This window comes from Achromobacter sp. Marseille-Q0513 (assembly GCF_018195695.1).
Taxonomy (GTDB): Bacteria; Pseudomonadota; Gammaproteobacteria; order Burkholderiales; family Burkholderiaceae_B; genus Achromobacter.
In genome coordinates this window covers 1-15,432 of the sequence record NZ_JAGTJY010000152.1, presented here as the reverse complement: position 1 = coordinate 15,432, position 15,432 = coordinate 1, and the positions used below count along the sequence as shown (strand labels likewise).

At 70.3% G+C, this 15,432-nt stretch carries 17 protein-coding genes; 13 read left to right on the top strand and 4 right to left on the bottom strand.

Features of this window, described 5'->3' with window-relative positions; genetic code table 11:
* The 4 genes from gspK to gspN all read left to right on the top strand — a co-directional run.
* A partial coding sequence (gspK, locus tag KDH83_RS23645) for a type II secretion system minor pseudopilin GspK (protein ID WP_212320418.1) occupies positions 1-803 on the top strand: 803 nt, incomplete at its 5' end.
* A complete protein-coding gene (gspL, locus tag KDH83_RS23640; RefSeq protein WP_212320416.1) occupies positions 800-1,792 on the top strand; it encodes a type II secretion system protein GspL in 993 nt (330 codons plus the stop codon). The genes gspK and gspL, both read left to right, overlap by 4 nt.
* The gene (gene gspM, locus KDH83_RS23635; protein ID WP_212320414.1) at positions 1,789-2,376 is read left to right on the top strand and encodes a type II secretion system protein GspM; all 588 of its coding nucleotides are present in this window, start codon (positions 1,789-1,791) and stop codon (positions 2,374-2,376) included. The genes gspL and gspM overlap by 4 nt, the downstream gene beginning before the upstream one ends.
* Entirely contained in the window at positions 2,376-3,134 is a 759-nt protein-coding gene (gene gspN, locus KDH83_RS23630) for a type II secretion system protein N (RefSeq protein WP_212320411.1), read from the top strand. Before gspM ends, gspN begins: the two co-directional genes overlap by 1 nt.
* A gap of 21 nt (positions 3,135-3,155) precedes the next feature.
* Here gspN and KDH83_RS23625 read toward each other — a convergent pair whose 3' ends face one another.
* A complete protein-coding gene (locus KDH83_RS23625) occupies positions 3,156-3,380 on the bottom strand; it encodes a hypothetical protein (RefSeq protein ID WP_212320409.1) in 225 nt (74 codons plus the stop codon).
* A 156-nt stretch (positions 3,381-3,536) separates the two neighbouring features.
* Between KDH83_RS23625 and ykgO the strand changes: the two genes are divergently transcribed.
* Genes ykgO through KDH83_RS23610 form a run of 3 tightly spaced genes read left to right on the top strand, consistent with a single transcriptional unit; the run spans position 3,537 to position 5,805 of the window.
* Positions 3,537-3,683, top strand: a complete 147-nt coding sequence (gene ykgO, locus KDH83_RS23620) for a type B 50S ribosomal protein L36 (RefSeq protein WP_212320407.1) — start codon at positions 3,537-3,539, stop codon at positions 3,681-3,683.
* Complete coding sequence (locus KDH83_RS23615; RefSeq protein ID WP_212320405.1) at positions 3,683-4,804, top strand: NAD(P)/FAD-dependent oxidoreductase; 1,122 nt, start codon at positions 3,683-3,685, stop codon at positions 4,802-4,804. The genes ykgO and KDH83_RS23615 overlap by 1 nt, the downstream gene beginning before the upstream one ends.
* Complete coding sequence (locus tag KDH83_RS23610) at positions 4,798-5,805, top strand: arsenic resistance protein (protein ID WP_212320403.1); 1,008 nt, start codon at positions 4,798-4,800, stop codon at positions 5,803-5,805. The genes KDH83_RS23615 and KDH83_RS23610 overlap by 7 nt, the downstream gene beginning before the upstream one ends.
* 27 nt (positions 5,806-5,832) lie before the next feature.
* Here the strand turns inward: KDH83_RS23610 and KDH83_RS23605 are convergent, their stop codons facing one another.
* Positions 5,833-6,774 (bottom strand): LysR family transcriptional regulator, encoded by a 942-nt coding sequence (locus tag KDH83_RS23605; protein ID WP_212320401.1) that lies wholly within the window; start codon positions 6,772-6,774, stop codon positions 5,833-5,835.
* A 177-nt stretch (positions 6,775-6,951) separates the two neighbouring features.
* Between KDH83_RS23605 and KDH83_RS23600 the strand changes: the two genes are divergently transcribed.
* A complete protein-coding gene (locus KDH83_RS23600; RefSeq protein ID WP_212320399.1) occupies positions 6,952-7,938 on the top strand; it encodes a tripartite tricarboxylate transporter substrate binding protein in 987 nt (328 codons plus the stop codon).
* 12 nt (positions 7,939-7,950) lie between these two features.
* Positions 7,951-9,480 (top strand): amidase family protein, encoded by a 1,530-nt coding sequence (locus tag KDH83_RS23595; RefSeq protein ID WP_212320397.1) that lies wholly within the window; start codon positions 7,951-7,953, stop codon positions 9,478-9,480.
* Between the two features lie 136 nt (positions 9,481-9,616).
* Here KDH83_RS23595 and KDH83_RS23590 read toward each other — a convergent pair whose 3' ends face one another.
* Together KDH83_RS23590 and KDH83_RS23585 are read right to left on the bottom strand one after the other, a co-directional pair.
* Positions 9,617-10,195, bottom strand: a complete 579-nt coding sequence (locus tag KDH83_RS23590) for a GNAT family N-acetyltransferase (protein WP_212320395.1) — start codon at positions 10,193-10,195, stop codon at positions 9,617-9,619.
* Between the two features lie 19 nt (positions 10,196-10,214).
* Positions 10,215-11,174, bottom strand: a complete 960-nt coding sequence (locus KDH83_RS23585) for a LysR family transcriptional regulator (protein WP_212320393.1) — start codon at positions 11,172-11,174, stop codon at positions 10,215-10,217.
* A gap of 138 nt (positions 11,175-11,312) precedes the next feature.
* Here KDH83_RS23585 and gcl point away from each other — a divergent pair, with 138 nt between their 5' ends.
* From gcl to KDH83_RS23565, 4 genes are all read left to right on the top strand, one after another.
* Positions 11,313-13,103, top strand: a complete 1,791-nt coding sequence (gene gcl, locus KDH83_RS23580) for a glyoxylate carboligase (protein WP_212320391.1) — start codon at positions 11,313-11,315, stop codon at positions 13,101-13,103.
* Positions 13,104-13,177: 74 nt separating this feature from the next.
* Entirely contained in the window at positions 13,178-13,957 is a 780-nt protein-coding gene (gene hyi / locus KDH83_RS23575) for a hydroxypyruvate isomerase (protein WP_212320389.1), read from the top strand.
* 59 nt (positions 13,958-14,016) lie between these two features.
* A complete protein-coding gene (gene glxR / locus KDH83_RS23570) occupies positions 14,017-14,919 on the top strand; it encodes a 2-hydroxy-3-oxopropionate reductase (RefSeq protein WP_212320387.1) in 903 nt (300 codons plus the stop codon).
* Positions 14,920-14,922: 3 nt separating this feature from the next.
* Positions 14,923-15,432: glycerate-2-kinase family protein (locus KDH83_RS23565; protein WP_212320385.1), on the top strand; the 510-nt coding region annotated here is incomplete at its 3' end.

Genomic DNA, 15,432 nt, shown 5'->3' with positions numbered 1-15,432 from the left:
AGTCACGCCTGCAGGCCCGCATGCTGCTGGCCGGCGGCATCGATTGGGCGCGGCTGGTGGTGCGCGACCACGGCAAGCGCGAGGCGGTCACGCGCAAGGACCAGATCTGGGCCACCCCCATCCTGGACACGCGCATCGAGCGTCCCGGCGACGAGCGCGTGGCCGTGTTCTCCGGCGGGCTGGAGGACGAACAGGGCAAGTACAACCTGTACAACCTGGCGCGCGCCGGCGTGCCGCAGCCTGCCGAGGAACAGGTGCTGCTGCGGCTGCTGGGCCTGCTGCGCCTGCCGGACACGCTGGCGCCGCGCATCATCGACATCGTGGCCATGGGCCAGCCGTCGGCGCAGCCCGCCGAAGCGCCGCCCTCCGCAGCGCAGCCGCCCGCCCGCGCGCCGCTGCCGCGCGGCGTGCAGGAACTGGGCGCCGCGCTGGGCCTGGATCCCGCCGTGCGCGACGAACTGCAACGCACCATGACGCTGCTGCCCGCCAACACGCAGGTCAACGTCAACACCGCCCCGCCCGAAGTCATCGCCGCGCTGGCGCCTGGCCTGTCGATCAGCCAGGCCCGCGCCATCGCCGGCGAGCGCGACCGGGGCAACGCCTTCAACAATAGCGGCGACTTCGCCAACCGCCTGGCGGGGGCCGGCTTCAAGGGCACGCCGCCCGCCGTCGTCACCGCCAGCGGCTGGTTCATGGCGCGCGGCGTGGTGGTCTACGAACGCGCCCGCCTCACCGCGCAGGCGCTGCTGCGCGCGACGCCAGGCGCGGCGCCCGCGACCGTCTGGATGAGAGAAGACAATTGAAGAACACCTTACGCATCGCCCTTCCCCCCTTGGCCACGCTGGGCGCGGACACGCCGCTGCCCTATGCCTGGTTTGACCGGCGCGGCCGTTGCGCGCGGCAGGGCGAGCTGGCGCTGCGCGCGCTCGGCCAGGCCTATGCGCAACCGGCCTGCGAGGCGGTGCTGCATCCCGAGGACGTGATCGCGTCCTCGCTGCAGATCCCCGCCCTGCCCAAGGCGCGCCAGGCCGCCGCCGTGCGCAGCGTGCTGGAACCCATGATCCTGGGCGACATGGACGACCTGGCCATCGGCCACGGCCCGCGCTCGGCCGATGGCAGCGTGGCGCTGGCCTGGACGCCGCGCGAGCCGCTACGGCGCGCCTGGGCGCTGCTGGGCGAACATGGGCTGCGCGTGCGCTCGCTGATCGCGCCGCAGACACTGGAACCCGTGGCCGACGCCCCGCTGCGTGAACCCGGCGATCCGCGCTGGCAGGCCGCCGCGCCGTCCTGGTCGCTGGCCACGCCGCAATGGGCGCCGACCCGCGTCTCGCGCTGGCGGCCGCTCTGGCGCTGGACCGCGATCGCTTGCGCGATCTGGCTGGGCGGCCTGAACCTGTATGCCGCGCAGCTGCGCGGCGAGGCCCGCTCATTGCAGACACAGATGCGCGAGCAAGTGCAAAAGGCCTACCCCAAGCTGCCCGTGGTGCTGGATGCCGCGCGCCAGGCGCGCCAGGAACTGGACGCGCTGCTCGCCAGGCAAGGCTCGTCGTCGGCCGGCGACTTCCTGCCGCTGGCGCGCGCCACGGCCCAGGCCATGCCCTTCACTGCCGACCGCGTCGCGCGCCTGTCCTACGCCGACCACGCCCTCACGCTGACCCTGGCCGATGCCGGCGAACAGGCGCAGCGCGTGGCCGAAACGCCCGCGCTGGTGCAACAGGCCGCCGCGCTGGGCCTGAAACTCGAACGCGGCGACAAGGACGCCACCTGGCGCATCACGCCGGCCCAACCATGAACCTCATCGAAAAACTCCACGCATCCTGGCGCGCCAGCCAGCAACGCTACGCCCCCGCCGCCAACCGCGCCCGCCAACGCTGGCAGGCGCTGGCGCCGCGCGAACGCCGCCTGGTCCTGTGCGCCGGCGCCGTGCTGGGCGCCGCGCTGGCCTGGACGCTGCTGATCGAACCGCCGTTGAAAACGCTGAATCAATACCGCGACGAACTGCCGAAGCTGCGCGCCCAGGCCGCGCAGGTGGCCGACCTGACCGCCCAGGCCGACCTGTTGCGCCGTCGCGCGCCCGCCGCCTCCAGCGCCATGCCGGCCGCCGAGGAACTGGCCGCCAGCCTGACACGCGCGGGCCTGTCGGCCGAGCAATGGAAGCTGGAACCGGCCGAAGGCAAATCCCCGGCGCTGGTCCTGAACGTGCGCCAGGCGCCATCATCGGTGCTGATGAACTGGCTCGACGGCGCCAGCCGCGACTGGGGCCTGACGGTGGCCGGCGCGGAACTGGAGCGCGCCGCCAATCCTCACGGCCGTCCGCTGCCGGGCCTGGTCAACGGCCGCGTCACGCTCGCGCCCGCCGCCGGACAGGCATCCTGATGGCCTTGCCCCGCCCTTCCCGGCGCGGCCTGCTCCTGGCCCTGGCCTGCTCCGCCGCCGCGCCGCTGGCGGCCCTGGCCGCGCCTCCCGCCCGCTGGCTGCTGCTGGCCGCGCCGCAAGGCGGCATCGTCAGCCTGGCCGACGCCGGCGGCACCATCTGGAACGGCAGCGCCTGGATCGCGCTGGGCCCGCCCGGCGCGCGCCGCATGCTGCCGCAGGCCCTGCAATGGCAATGGCATTGGCGCACGCTGGAAATGGAACTGCGCCATCCCTGGCTGCAAGGCCCGTTGCGGCTGAGCCCCGGCTGGACCGGCGCCACGCTGTCGGCGCAATCACTGCGCGCGCCGGCCGCCGCGCTGTCGGCGCTGGGCGCGCCCTGGAACACGCTGGCGCCGCAAGGCACGCTGGAACTCAGGTGGCAAACGCTACCGCTGGGCGGCCGCCTGCCCGCCGGGCCATTGGCCGAACTGCGCTGGCGCGACGCCGCCACCGCGCTGGCGCCGGTCAATCCGGTGGGCAGCTACGTGTTGCGTCTGCAGGGCGATGGCAAGTCCGGCGCCGCGCTGGCCTTGAGCACGGAAAGCGGCTTGCTGGACGTCAGCGGCCAGGGCAGCCTGAACCCGCGCGGCGCGAAGTTCCAGGGGCGTGCGACCTATGCCGCCAAGGCGGGCGTAGCGGAACGCGCGGCGCTGGACGGCCTGCTGTCCGCGCTGGGACGACGGTCGGAGGATGTGGTGACGTTCGGGACGGGCGGTTGAACGGCCCGGCCGGATAGCCCGTCACGGCCCGGCAACGTCATGGCCCAGCTCACGGGCCGCGCGTTCGAACCAACCAAGTACCGAACGCCAGTGTTCGTCTCCATAGAGGCGCCGGAACCGGGCGGTCTCCACGCTGCCGCCATCGCGCCACGCGGCAATACGCTCCGACACATAAGCCTGGCTCAGGGCCAGGCCGCAGTCGACGACGATGCAATGCCGCCACTGTTCAAACGCCTGGGGAATCATCGCTGCTTGCTCCCGATATCTGCCTCGGCCATAATTTGATATGTTATAACATTAATCATACAAACGAATGCCCGCCTGGCCGACGGCCCGGAACACACATTTCATGAAGCCATCCTGTAGTCCGTTTTCCCTGACCCGAACAAAAAGGAGCCCCTCATGAAAGTGCTGTCCTCGTTGAAGGATGCCAAGACCCGCCACCGCGACTGCCAGGTCGTGCGCCGTCGCGGCCGGATCTACGTCATCTGCAAATCCAATCCACGCTTCAAGGCCCGCCAGGGCGGCGCCAGGAACCGGAACGCCTGATGCGTGACCTGGACGTGGCCATCGTCGGCGCCGGCGCGGCCGGCATCGGCATGGCGCTGGCGCTGCAAAAAGTGCCGGGACTGAACTTCGGCGTGTTCGAGGCCGGCAGGATCGGCGAGTCGTTCCGGCGCTGGCCCGCGCAAACGCGCTTCATCACGCCATCCTTTCACAGCAATCCCTTCGGGCTGGCGGACCTGAACGCCGTCAACGAACCGAGTTCGCCCGCGATCCACAGCGGCGCCGAGCACCCGAGCGGCGCCCAGTACGCCGACTATCTGGCCTTCGTCGCCCAGGGGCATGCGCTGCCGGTCGCCAGCTATTGCAAGATCGCGGCCGTCCACCCCGTCCCGGGCGGCGGCTTCCTGCTCGATACGCCGAAGGGCACGCTGCGGGCCGGCTTCCTGATCTGGGCGACCGGCGAATTCCAGTTTCCCGATCTGACGCCCTTTGCCGGCGCCGCATGGTGCCCGCACTATGCGCTGGTGGCCGATTGGAACCACTTCGATGCCCGCCGCTATACCGTGATCGGCGGTTATGAAAGCGGCGTGGACGCGGCCATCAACCTGGCCAGGCTGGGTCGCGAGGTCCGGCTGCTGGTCCGCAAATCCACATGGGATCAACAGGCCTCCCACGATCCCAGCCTGTCGCTGTCGCCCTACAGCCGGCAGCGGCTCTACGAGGCGGCCGACAGCGGCCGGCTGGAGATCGTCTTTGGCGTCGATGTGATCGGCGTGACGCGGCACGATAAAGGCGGCTTCCGCATCCACGCGGGCGATGGCCGCTACTGGGATGAGCGACAGGCGCCGATACTGGGCACCGGCTTCGCCAAGGGCGGTGGCGCGCGGCAGATCGCGGGCCTGTGGGCCTGGGACGACGATGGCCGGGTGCTGCTGACGGAAGCCGACGAATCCACCATCACGCCCGGCCTGTTCCTGGTCGGCCCGCAAGTGCGGCACGACCAGCGCATCTATTGCTTCATCTACAAGTTCCGCCAGCGCTTCGCCATGATCGCGCAGGGCATCGCCCAATGCCTGGACAAGGACATCGGCGCGCTGCAATCCCCCGGCGGCGCCTGGGGCCCCTTCGGCAATAGCGAATGCTGCGAGGGCTGCGAATGCTGATGGCGTTCGCGCGCCTGCTGCGTTCGGGATGGATTTCGCTGCTGCTGGCCGGCGCCATTCTCGCCGGCGCGCTCGTCGGCCATGCCTGGCCCGAGGCCGGCGCCGCCCTGGGCGACCAGGTCGATCGCACGCTGCTCGCCCTGGTGGGCCTGCTCTTCTTCGGCGCGCGCTTCGACGCCCTGGCGCGCCTGCGGGGCAACGCAAGGGTCATGGCGCTGATCGTGGGGACCAACTACCTGCTGGTCCCCGCCATCGGGCACATCATCGCGTCCGTCGCGCTGCCGTCCCAGCCGCTGTTCATGACCGGGCTGATGATCTACTTCATGGCGCCCTGCACCGACTGGTTCCTCGGCTTCACGCGGCTGGCCCACGGCAACGTGGCGCTGGGCGCGGCGCTGATCCCCGTCAACATCGTCATGCAGCTGCTGCTGTACCCCGTCTTTCTGCAGCTCTACACGCGCAGCGCGGCCGAGGTGGGCGCCGGCGTCATGGCCGACACGCTGCTGCACTGGTTCCTCGTCCCCCTCGCCGTGGCGGTGCTGGCGCATCTCGGCCTGCGCCGGCTGCTCGGCCAGGCGCGCCTCGAACGCCTGCTTGCCTGCGCGGACCGACTGACGCCCTGGCTGATCGCGGCGCTGGTCATGCAGATCTTCGCCGCCCATGTCGCGGTCATCCTGGAGCATCGCGGCCTGTTCGCCTGGATCTTGCTGGCCGTTTTCCTGTTCTTCGTCCTGACGTATTTCCTGGGCGAAGGCATCAGCCGGCTGGCGCGCCTGCCCTATCCCGACCACGCCTTGCTCACGATGAGCATCGCCGCCCGCAACGCCCCGCTGATGCTGGCGGTGACCATCGCCGCCCTGCCCGGCCAGCCCTTGATCTACGCCGCGCTCATCATCGGCATGCTGGTGGAGTTTCCGCATCTGACTTTGCTCAGGCGTTTGCTGCTCGGCCGGCGGCGGGCTTCCGAAGCCGGCCTTGCCCGCGCGGAAGAGCCGGCGTGAAGCCTTGATCGCCGGCCCCGGAAACGGCTACACGGACGCCTGATCCGCGCCTTCCCACGCGGTGTCCGCTTCCAGCCGCTGCCGCAGGCTGGCGACAAAGGCCTTGACCGCCTCCGGCAGCACGCGTCCGGCCAGCGTCTGCACCTCGAAATGGCGCTCGTTCATCTCGCGGTCGCGCAGCGGCACCGCCGCCACCTGGCTCCAGCGCAGGCGATGGCGTATCGCCAGCTCGCCGCAGAACGCCACGCCGCCGCCAGCCGCCGCGAAGGCCACCAGGGCATTGACGCTGCCGCTGGAAAACACCGGCTCGAATTGCAGCTGCTGGCGGCTGCAGCTGATGTCGATCAAGTGGCGCAGCGTGGATTCGGCGTGAGGCACGGCCAGCGGATAGGCCATCAGTTGCGCCAGCGACAACTCGGCCTGCCGCGCCAGCGGATGGCCGGCGGCCACCACCGCCCGCACCGGCGCCGCCATGCGCCACTCCACCCGCACGTCGCGATGCGAGACCAGGCTGAGCGTGATGCCGATATCCACGGTGCCGTCGCGCACGCGCTGCGGCACCTCGCGCTGCGAGCAGACGTCCACCGTGTACCGGATGCCCGCATGCTGCGCGTGGAAGGCCGCGATGGCGCCCGGCACGAAATCATGCGCGAAGCCCTCGGTGCAGGCGATCCTGACCAGCCCCTGCCGCAATCCGCGCAGGCCGGCGATCTCGCCCGCCACGCGTTCCATGTCCTGATGCGCCCGCTTGGCGTGCGCGGCCAACAGTTCGCCAGCCGCATTCAGCATCATCCCGCGCGCGCGCCGCTCGAACAGCAGCGTGCCCAGCTCGCGCTCGAGCCGGGCGATCTGCCGGCTGACGGCGGACGGCGCCACGTCCAGCCGTTCCGCCGCGATGCTGACCGAGCCGCAGCGAGCGACTTCCAGAAAGTAGCGGACCGCCATTTCCTGCAGGACTTGGGCATTCATCAGTATTTACCCGCATATTTTGCGTTTTTCGCAATGAATGATTCTAGCAATTCATATTGCTGCAACACAGAGCGCGCGCCTAGGATGTCAGCGGTCAATGACGCGATGGATCCGCCGCCTGCAGGCCAACCCAGGCCCGGCTACGCCGGATCCTCCCCTCCCTCTGCGAGCACGATCATGAAGACAGCCCTGCTTACCCTCGGTCTCGGCGCCACCCTCGCCGGCGCCCTCGCGCTTGCCGCGCCCGCCGACGCCCAACCGGCCTACCCGAGCCGGCCGATCACGCTGGTGGTGCCATTCCCGCCTGGCGGCGCCACGGACGCGCTGGGCCGCGTCATCGCGCAAAAGCTCGGGCAGCAGCTCGGCCAGACCATCGTGGTGGAGAACCGCGCCGGCGCGGGCACCGCGATCGGCGCCGGCTACGTCGCCAAGGCCGCGCCGGACGGCTATACGCTGCTGGTGACGTCGGGCACCACCTTCACCGTCAATCCGGCGATCCAGAGCAAGCTGCCCTACGATCCCGTGCAGAGTTTCGAACCCATCGGCATCGCCGGCCGCACCGGGCTTGCGCTGCTGGCCAATCCCCAGGTGCCGGTCAAGGATCTCAAGGAGCTGATCGCCTACGTCAAGGCGCGCGGCGCCGAACGGCCGGCCTACGGTTCCTATGGCGCGGGCACCACCGCGCATTTCGTGGGCGAGGCCTTCCTGGCCGCCGCCGGCATCCAGATGACGCACGTGCCCTACAAGGGCAGCTCGCCGGCGATGACCGACCTGATCGGCGGCCAGATTCCGTTCTCGATCGACACGGTGGCCGCCGCGCTGCCGCAGAGCAAGCAGGGCAAGGTGCGCGTGCTCGCCATATCGGCCCCTGGCCGTTCGGCGTTCCTCCCCGACGTGCCCACCTTCGCCGAGCAAGGCTATCCCTCGGTCGCCATGGACACGTGGCTGATGTTCGCCGCTCCGCGCGGCCTGTCCGCGGACGTCAAGAACCGGCTGGAAGCCGCGCTGCGCAACGTCGTCGAAGCGCCGGACGTGCGCAAGAGTCTCGAAGCCCAGGGCTTCGAACCGGCCTTTTCCGACAGCGCCGCCGGCGAGGCCCTGATCCGGAAAGAACTGCCGCTGATGCGCGAGCTCGCCCAGCGCGCCAACATCAAACTCGACTGAAGGAAATAAACCATGGCACTGGACGACTCGCTGGTCGGCCTGACGGCGGTGGCGCTGCGGCGCCTGATCGGCGCCCGCCAGCTTTCCCCCGTGGAACTGCTGGAGGCCTGCATCGCTCGCATCGAGGCCGTCAACCCCTACGTCAACGCCGTCACCGCAACCGCCTTCGAGCGCGCGCGGCAAGAGGCGCGCGCCGCCGAGCGCGCGGTGATGGCCGGCGAGGCGCTGGGCCTGCTGCACGGCCTGCCCCTGGGCGTCAAGGATCTGGAGCCCACGGCCGGCCTGCTCACCACCTACGGCTCGCCGATATACCGCGACCACATCCCCACCGAGGACGTGACCCTGGTGGCGCGCCTGCGCCGCGCCGGCGCCATCGTCACCGCCAAGACCAACGTGCCGGAAATGGGCGCGGGCGCGAACTCGCGCAACGCGGTCTGGGGCGCCACCGGCAATCCCTTCAATCCCGATCTGAATGCCGGCGGCTCCTCCGGCGGTTCGGCGGCCGCGCTGGCCTGCGACATGCTGCCCGTCTGTACCGGCTCGGATACCGGCGGCTCGCTGCGCATTCCCGCCGCGAAATGCGGCGTGGTGGGCTTTCGTCCCTCGCCCGGCGTGGTGCCCAGCGTGCGCAAGCTGCTGGGCTGGACGCCGATCTCCGTGGTCGGCCCCATGGGCCGCACCGTGGCCGACGCCTGCCTGCAGATGGCGGCCAGCGCCGGCCCGGACGCGGGCGATCCGCTCAGCTATCCGCTGGACCCGCTGCAGTTCCTGGCGCCCGCCGCCGCCGACCTGGGCCGCCTGCGCATTGGCTACAGCGAGGATCTGGGCCTGTGCGACGTCGACGACGACATCCGCGCCGCCTTCCGCGCCAAGATCGCGGCCATGCGGCATCTGTTCGCCGCCTGCGATCCGGTGGACATCGACTTCGGCGACGCCCACCGCTGCTTCGACATCCTGCGCGCGGAAGCCTTCGTGGCCGGCATGCGCGACGCCTATGAAAAAGATCCCGCCAGCCTGGGCCCCAACCCGCGCGCCAATTTCGAAATGGGCGCTGCGATGAGCCTGAAGGATTGCGCCTGGGCCCAGGCCGAGCAGACCCGCCTGATCAAGCGCTTCCAGCGCGTCTACGAAGACTGCGACCTGATCCTCACGCCCACCACGCCCGTCTCGCCCTTCCCCTGGACCCAGCTGTACGCGCAAGCCATCAACGGCCGGCCCCAGGAGAACTACTACCGCTGGCTGGCGCTGACCTATGTCATCACGCTGACCACCCACCCCGCGCTCACGCTGCCCTGCGGCCGCGACCGGCACGGCATGCCCTTCGGCCTGCAGATCGTGGGCCGCTTCCGGGGCGACCGCGAGGTGCTGGCCGCCGCGCAGGGCATGGAACAGGCCTTCGCCGGCATCGCCGAGCTGCAACGCCCGCGGCCGGACCTGCATGCGCTCAAGCCCGCCGACCCGCCGCTGCGATCGATCGTGTCGGCGCCCGCCACGGCGGCGAGCGCGCCGGCGTCCGGCAAGGCGGCGGTCGCCGCCGTGTAGCCGCGCACGCGCCGCTGAACTACGCGCCTTCGTGGATGCCCGCTACGAGGGCCTGGGCCGCCAAAGCGACAGGCAAATCCACATCGAGCGCTGTTGCGAAATCCCGGTCCTCGCTTCCAAATGAGGCGAGCGGACCTCAGGCTCGCAGTTCAACGCCATAGCTCACGCTCATTTCGGTCTTCCCTGACGGCGTGAGCGCCGGCCGCGCCTCGCCCGCCTGCGCGAATCCCGCCCGCACCAGCACGCGCTCGGACGCGGGATTCTCGCGCACCGTGCGCGCGCGCAAGCGCTTCAGGCCCAGGCCGCGCGCCAATTCCATCGCCAGCGCCAGGGCCCGCCCCGACGCCTGCCGTCCACGATGCTGCGGGGCGATCCAATAGCCGACCTCGGCGTCCTCGGCGCTGACGTCGAAGATCACCAGGCTGCCCAGGAACGCATCCGATGCCGCGTCGGCGATGGTCAGCACCGCCAGCGTTCCCTCGCGCAGACCGTCCGCGATCACGCCGTCGATCAGATCGCGCACGAGCTCCGGCGTGTATTGCTTCAAGGGGAGATGGGCGTAGCGCTGCACCAGCTCGTCATCCGTGCCTGCGGCATAGGCCGCCGCATCCTCGGCGGACATGGGGCGGATGCTGACCATGCCGTCCGAGACGGGCAAGGCCGCGAGAAAATCACAGGCCGCGCCGGCGCCGCGCGTGTCGTCCAATCCAGCCATAGATACTCCAGGCGTTGTTTCAACTGCCCCGGACTATACCTGCTCCGGCCGCGGGCCCAGCCGCCGCGCCGCGCACGTCCGCGCGCCACCACTCGTCCCTGAACCTGCCCTTCAGCCACGCGACCAGCTCCTGCACCTTGGCCGGCACCATGCGCGGCGACGGATACACCGCGTGGATCTCCTGCCCCGGCAGACGCCAGTCCTCCAGCAGCGGCAAGATGGCGCCCCGGCGCAGGTCTTCGTCGGCCACATAGCGCGGCAGCACGGCGATGCCGAAGCCGTCGCGTGCGGCATCCAGCAACACGGACAGGTTGTTCGAGCGCAGCCGTTCCTTCACCGGAATAGCCAGGGTCTGCGCGCCGCTGCCGGCGAAATGCCAGATGGCGTCGCCCTGCGCGGTGCTGTAGACCAGCGCCGCGTGATCGGCCAGCGCTTCGGGCCGGACGGGCGCGCCGCGCCGTTCCAGGTAGGCGGCCGACGCGACCACGACCCAGGGGCTGTTGCCCAGGTAGGTCGCGCCCAGCGAGGAATCGGCCAGCCGGCCCATGCGCACCGCCACGTCCACGCCCTGCTCGACCAGGTTGACGTAGCGATCGTCGAAGCTCAGGTCCACCGTCAGCAGCGCATGGTCGCGCATGAAGTCCAGCACCATCGGCGCCAGCACGCGGCGACCGAAGGCGACCGAGGTGCTGATGCGCAGCGTCCCCTGCACCTGCGACTGCGTCAGCGCGGCCACGGAGCGGGCTTCCTCGTCGTGATGCACGATGAGCTTGCACTTCTCGTAGTAGCGGATGCCGACGTCGGTGGGCGACACGCCGTGCGTGGACCGATGCAGCAGGCGCGCGCCCAGCTCCTGCTCCATGCGGGCGACCTGCTTGGTCGCCGCGGGCTGGCCGATGCCCAGCTCGAGCGCGGCGCGGCTGAAGGAGCCCAGGTCCACCACCCGGGTGAACAGGCGTAGCGCTTTGATCCGATCCATGTCGCGATTAGAGTCCGAGTAGCCTCCGATCCGGTATTCCACCACGGAATAAGCGTCATTCGCCATACCCGTCTTCCGTCGCCGGGCCCGACTTGGGACCATCTGTCCCACCCCTAGTCGGCACCGCAGGAGATGCGCATGGCCAAGATGAGGGCGGCAATGGCCGCCGTGCTGGTTCTCGAGAAGGAAAACGTCACGCAGGCGTTCGGCGTGCCGGGCGCCGCCATCAACCCGTTCTACGCGGCCCTGCGCGAGCGGCAGAGCATCGCCCATGTGCTGGCGCGCCACGTCGAGGGCGCCTCGCACATGGCCGAGGGCTATACCCGCGCCCAGGCCGGCAATATCGGCGTGTGCATCGGCACCTCGGGGCCGGCCGGCACCGACATGATCACGGGGCTGTACTCGGCCAGCGCCGACAGCATCCCCATCCTGTGCATCACCGGCCAGGCCCCGCGCGCCCGCCTGTACAAGGAGGACTTCCAGGCGGTGGACATCGAGTCCATCGCCAAGCCGGTGACCAAGTGGGCGGTCACCGTGCGCGAGCCGGCGCTGGTTCCGCGCGTGCTGCAGCAGGCCTTTCACCTGATGCGCTCGGGCCGCCCCGGCCCGGTGCTGGTGGACCTGCCCTTCGATGTGCAGATGGCCGAGATCGATTTCGATATCGACACCTACGAACCCTTGCCGGTGTACCAGCCCCGCGCCACGCGCAAGCAGGTCGAGAAGGCGCTGGACATGCTGGCCGCGTCCGACCGGCCCCTGATCGTGGCCGGCGGCGGCGTCATCAACGCCAACGCGTCCGCGCAGCTGGTGGAGCTGGCCGAACTGACCGGCGTGCCGGTCATCCCCACGCTGATGGGCTGGGGCGCGATACCCGACGACCATCCGCTGATGGCCGGCATGTGCGGCCTGCAGACCAGCCACCGCTACGGCAACGCCACGTTGCTGGCCAGCGATTTCGTGCTGGGCCTGGGCAACCGCTGGGCCAACCGCCACACCGGTTCCGTCGAGACCTATGTGCGCGGCAGGAAGTTCGTGCACGTGGATATCGAGCCCACGCAGATCGGACGCGTCTTCAACCCGGACCTGGGCATCGTGTCGGACGCCGGGGCGGCCCTGGCGCTGTTCATCGAGGTGGCGCGCGAGCGCAAGGCCGCCGGCCGGCTGCGCGACTACACGGACTGGGCGGCGCGCTGCGCCGAGCGCAAGCGGCTGATGCTGCGCCGGACGGATTTCGACAACGTGCCGATCAAGCCGCAGCGCGTCTACGAGGAAATGAACGCGGCGTTCGGCCGCGACACGATCTATGTGTCCACCATCGGCCTGTCGCAGATCGCCGGCGCGCAGTTCCTGCACGTCTACGGCCCGCGCCGCTGGATCAACTGCGGCCAGGCCGGCCCGCTGGGCTGGACCGTGCCGGCCGCGCTGGGCGTGGTCGCGGCCGATCCGTCGCGGACGGTGGTGGGCCTGTCCGGCGACTACGACTTCCAGTTCATGATCGAGGAGCTGGCGGTGGGCGCGCAGTTCAACCTGCCCTATGTGCAGGTGCTGGTGAACAACAGCTACCTGGGCCTGATCCGCCAGGCCCAGCGCGGCTTCGAGATGGACTACTGCGTGCAGCTGGCCTTCGACAACCAGAACGTCTCGGACCCCGCGCTGCAGGGCTACGGCGTGGACCACGTACAGGTGATCCAGGGCCTGGGCTGCAAGGCGATCCGCGTCACCGACCCGGGCAAGCTGCGGGCCTCGTTGCTGGAGGCACAGGCGCTGGCGCGCAAGCACCGCGTGCCGGTGGTGGTGGAAGTGATCCTGGAACGGGTCACCAATATCGCCATGGGCACCGAGATCGACAACATCGTCGAGTTCGAGGACATCGACTGCCGCCATCCCGAAGGCGCCAAGGGCCTGGCCGAGGCCGGCCTGCTGGCCTAGCGCCGTCCGGTCGCGGCCGGCCCCCAAGGACGGCCGCATTCCGTTTCCCGCCATGTTGATTCAGTGAGAGTTCCATGCCCCGATACGCCGCGAACCTGACCATGCTGTACACCGAAGTCCCCTTCCTGGACCGCTACGCCCTCGCCGCCGAGGACGGCTTCGAGGCCGTCGAGTTCCTGTTCCCCTACGCCTGGCCCGCCTCGGAAATCCGCCGCCGGCTCGACGACTACGGTCTTCAGCTGGTGCTGCACAACCTGCCGGCCGGCGACTGGGATGCCGGCGAGCGCGGCATCGCCTGCCATCCGGACCGGGTCGAGGAATTCCGCGCCGGCGTCGGCCGCGCCATCGAGTACGCCCAGGCGCTGGGCGTGAAGCAGCTGAACTGCCTGGCCGGCAAGGCGCCCGCCGGCGTCGAGGACGCGCGCCTGCGCGCCACCTTCATCGACAACCTGCGCCATGCGGCCAGCGCCCTGAAGCAGGCGGGCCTGAACCTGCTGATCGAGCCGATCAACACCCTGGACATTCCCGGCTTCTACCTGAACCGCACGGCCCAGGCCGCCGCCATCCTGGCCGAGACCGGCGCCGACAACGCCTTCCTGCAGTACGACATCTATCACGCGCAGCGCATGGAGGGCGAGCTGGCGGCCACGCTGCGCCAGTACTTCCCGCTGATCCGCCACGTACAGCTGGCCGACAATCCGGGCCGCAACGAGCCCGGCACCGGCGAGATCAACTATCCCTATCTGCTCGCCCTGCTGGACCGGCTGGGTTACGCCGGCTGGGTCGGCTGCGAATACAAGCCCGCCACCACCACGGCCGCCGGCCTGGGCTGGCGGCAAGCGCTGGCGCGGTGACGCCCGTCCGGCTCCGCCTTCACAACAACACGCGTTTTCCCTTCCGCAGGAGACAAGCAATGACTGCATCGCCGCTCAAGATCGGTTTCGTCGGCCTGGGCATCATGGGCGCGCCCATGGCCGGGCACCTGGCCCGCGCCGGCCACCAGCTCTACGTGCATACGCTGGGCAAGCTGCCCGGCGAGATCGCCGAGACCACCGCCGTGCCCTGCCTGAACGGGCGCGACGTGGCCGAGCGCTCGGACATCGTCTTCATCATGGTGCCGGACACGCCCGACGTGGAGTCCGCGCTGTTCGCGCAGCACGGCATCGCCGCCGGCCTGGCCGAGGGCAAGACCGTGGTCGACATGAGCTCGATCTCGCCGATCGCCACCAAGCGCTTTGCCGAGAAGATCCGCGCGCTGGGCTGCGACTACCTGGACGCGCCGGTCTCCGGCGGCGAGGTCGGCGCCCGCAACGCCACGCTGTCCATCATGGCCGGCGGCGACGAGGCGGTCTTCGCGCGCGTGAAACCGCTGTTCGAGCTGATGGGCAAGAACATCACATTGGTGGGCGGCAACGGCGACGGCCAGACCGCCAAGGTGGCCAACCAGATCATCGTGGCCCTGAACATCCAGGCGGTGGCCGAGGCGCTGCTGTTCGCGGCGCGCGCCGGCGCCGACCCGGCGCGCGTGCGCCAGGCGCTGATGGGCGGCTTCGCGTCCAGCAAGATCCTGGAAGTGCACGGCGAGCGCATGATCAAGCGCAGCTTCGACCCGGGCTTTCGCATCGAGCTGCACCAGAAGGACCTGAACCTGGCGCTGTCCAGCGCCCGCGCGCTGGGCGTGTCGCTGCCCAACACCGCCACGGCCCAGGAAATGTTCAACGCCTGCGCCGCGCACGGCGGCAAGGCCTGGGATCATTCGGCGCTGGTGCGCGCGCTGGAGAAGCTGGCCAATTTCGAGATCGGCCAGCAGGCCTGAGCCATGCACAGTCCCGACGCCCTGCTGCGCCGCATGTTCGACGCCATGGTCGCCTCCGCCCAGCCGGAGCGCTGCGTGGCCGCGCACCTGCCCGCGCCGGACACGCTGCGCGGCGGCCGCGTCATCGTCATCGGCGCCGGCAAGGCCTCGGCGGCGATGGCCCAGGCGGTCGAATCCCGCTGGGACGGGCCGCTGACGGGCCTGGTGGTCACGCGCCACGGCTATGCGGTGCCCTGCGCGCGCATCGAGATCGTCGAGGCCGCCCATCCGGTGCCCGACGAGGCCGGGCTGCGAGCCGCCCGCCGCATGCTGGACCTGGTGAGCGGCTTGCGCCCGGAAGACACCGTGCTGTGCCTGATCTCGGGCGGCGGCTCGGCCCTGCTGCCGCTGCCGCTGGACGGCCTGACGCTGCAGGACAAGCAGGCCGTCAACCGCGCGCTGCTGGCCAGCGGCGCGACCATCCGCGAAATGACCTGCGTGCGGCGCCACCTGTCCGCGATCACGGGCTGCCGG

Coding starts and splice junctions, on each gene's coding strand:
- gspM (WP_212320414.1), top strand. CDS start 1,789: ATGAACCTCATCGAAAAACTCCACGCATCCTGGCGCGCCAGCCAGCAA.
- gspN (WP_212320411.1), top strand. CDS start 2,376: ATGGCCTTGCCCCGCCCTTCCCGGCGCGGCCTGCTCCTGGCCCTGGCC.
- KDH83_RS23625 (WP_212320409.1), bottom strand. CDS start 3,380: ATGATTCCCCAGGCGTTTGAACAGTGGCGGCATTGCATCGTCGTCGAC.
- ykgO (WP_212320407.1), top strand. CDS start 3,537: ATGAAAGTGCTGTCCTCGTTGAAGGATGCCAAGACCCGCCACCGCGAC.
- KDH83_RS23615 (WP_212320405.1), top strand. CDS start 3,683: ATGCGTGACCTGGACGTGGCCATCGTCGGCGCCGGCGCGGCCGGCATC.
- KDH83_RS23610 (WP_212320403.1), top strand. CDS start 4,798: ATGCTGATGGCGTTCGCGCGCCTGCTGCGTTCGGGATGGATTTCGCTG.
- KDH83_RS23605 (WP_212320401.1), bottom strand. CDS start 6,774: ATGAATGCCCAAGTCCTGCAGGAAATGGCGGTCCGCTACTTTCTGGAA.
- KDH83_RS23600 (WP_212320399.1), top strand. CDS start 6,952: ATGAAGACAGCCCTGCTTACCCTCGGTCTCGGCGCCACCCTCGCCGGC.
- KDH83_RS23595 (WP_212320397.1), top strand. CDS start 7,951: ATGGCACTGGACGACTCGCTGGTCGGCCTGACGGCGGTGGCGCTGCGG.
- KDH83_RS23590 (WP_212320395.1), bottom strand. CDS start 10,195: ATGGCTGGATTGGACGACACGCGCGGCGCCGGCGCGGCCTGTGATTTT.
- KDH83_RS23585 (WP_212320393.1), bottom strand. CDS start 11,174: ATGGATCGGATCAAAGCGCTACGCCTGTTCACCCGGGTGGTGGACCTG.
- gcl (WP_212320391.1), top strand. CDS start 11,313: ATGGCCAAGATGAGGGCGGCAATGGCCGCCGTGCTGGTTCTCGAGAAG.
- hyi (WP_212320389.1), top strand. CDS start 13,178: ATGCCCCGATACGCCGCGAACCTGACCATGCTGTACACCGAAGTCCCC.
- glxR (WP_212320387.1), top strand. CDS start 14,017: ATGACTGCATCGCCGCTCAAGATCGGTTTCGTCGGCCTGGGCATCATG.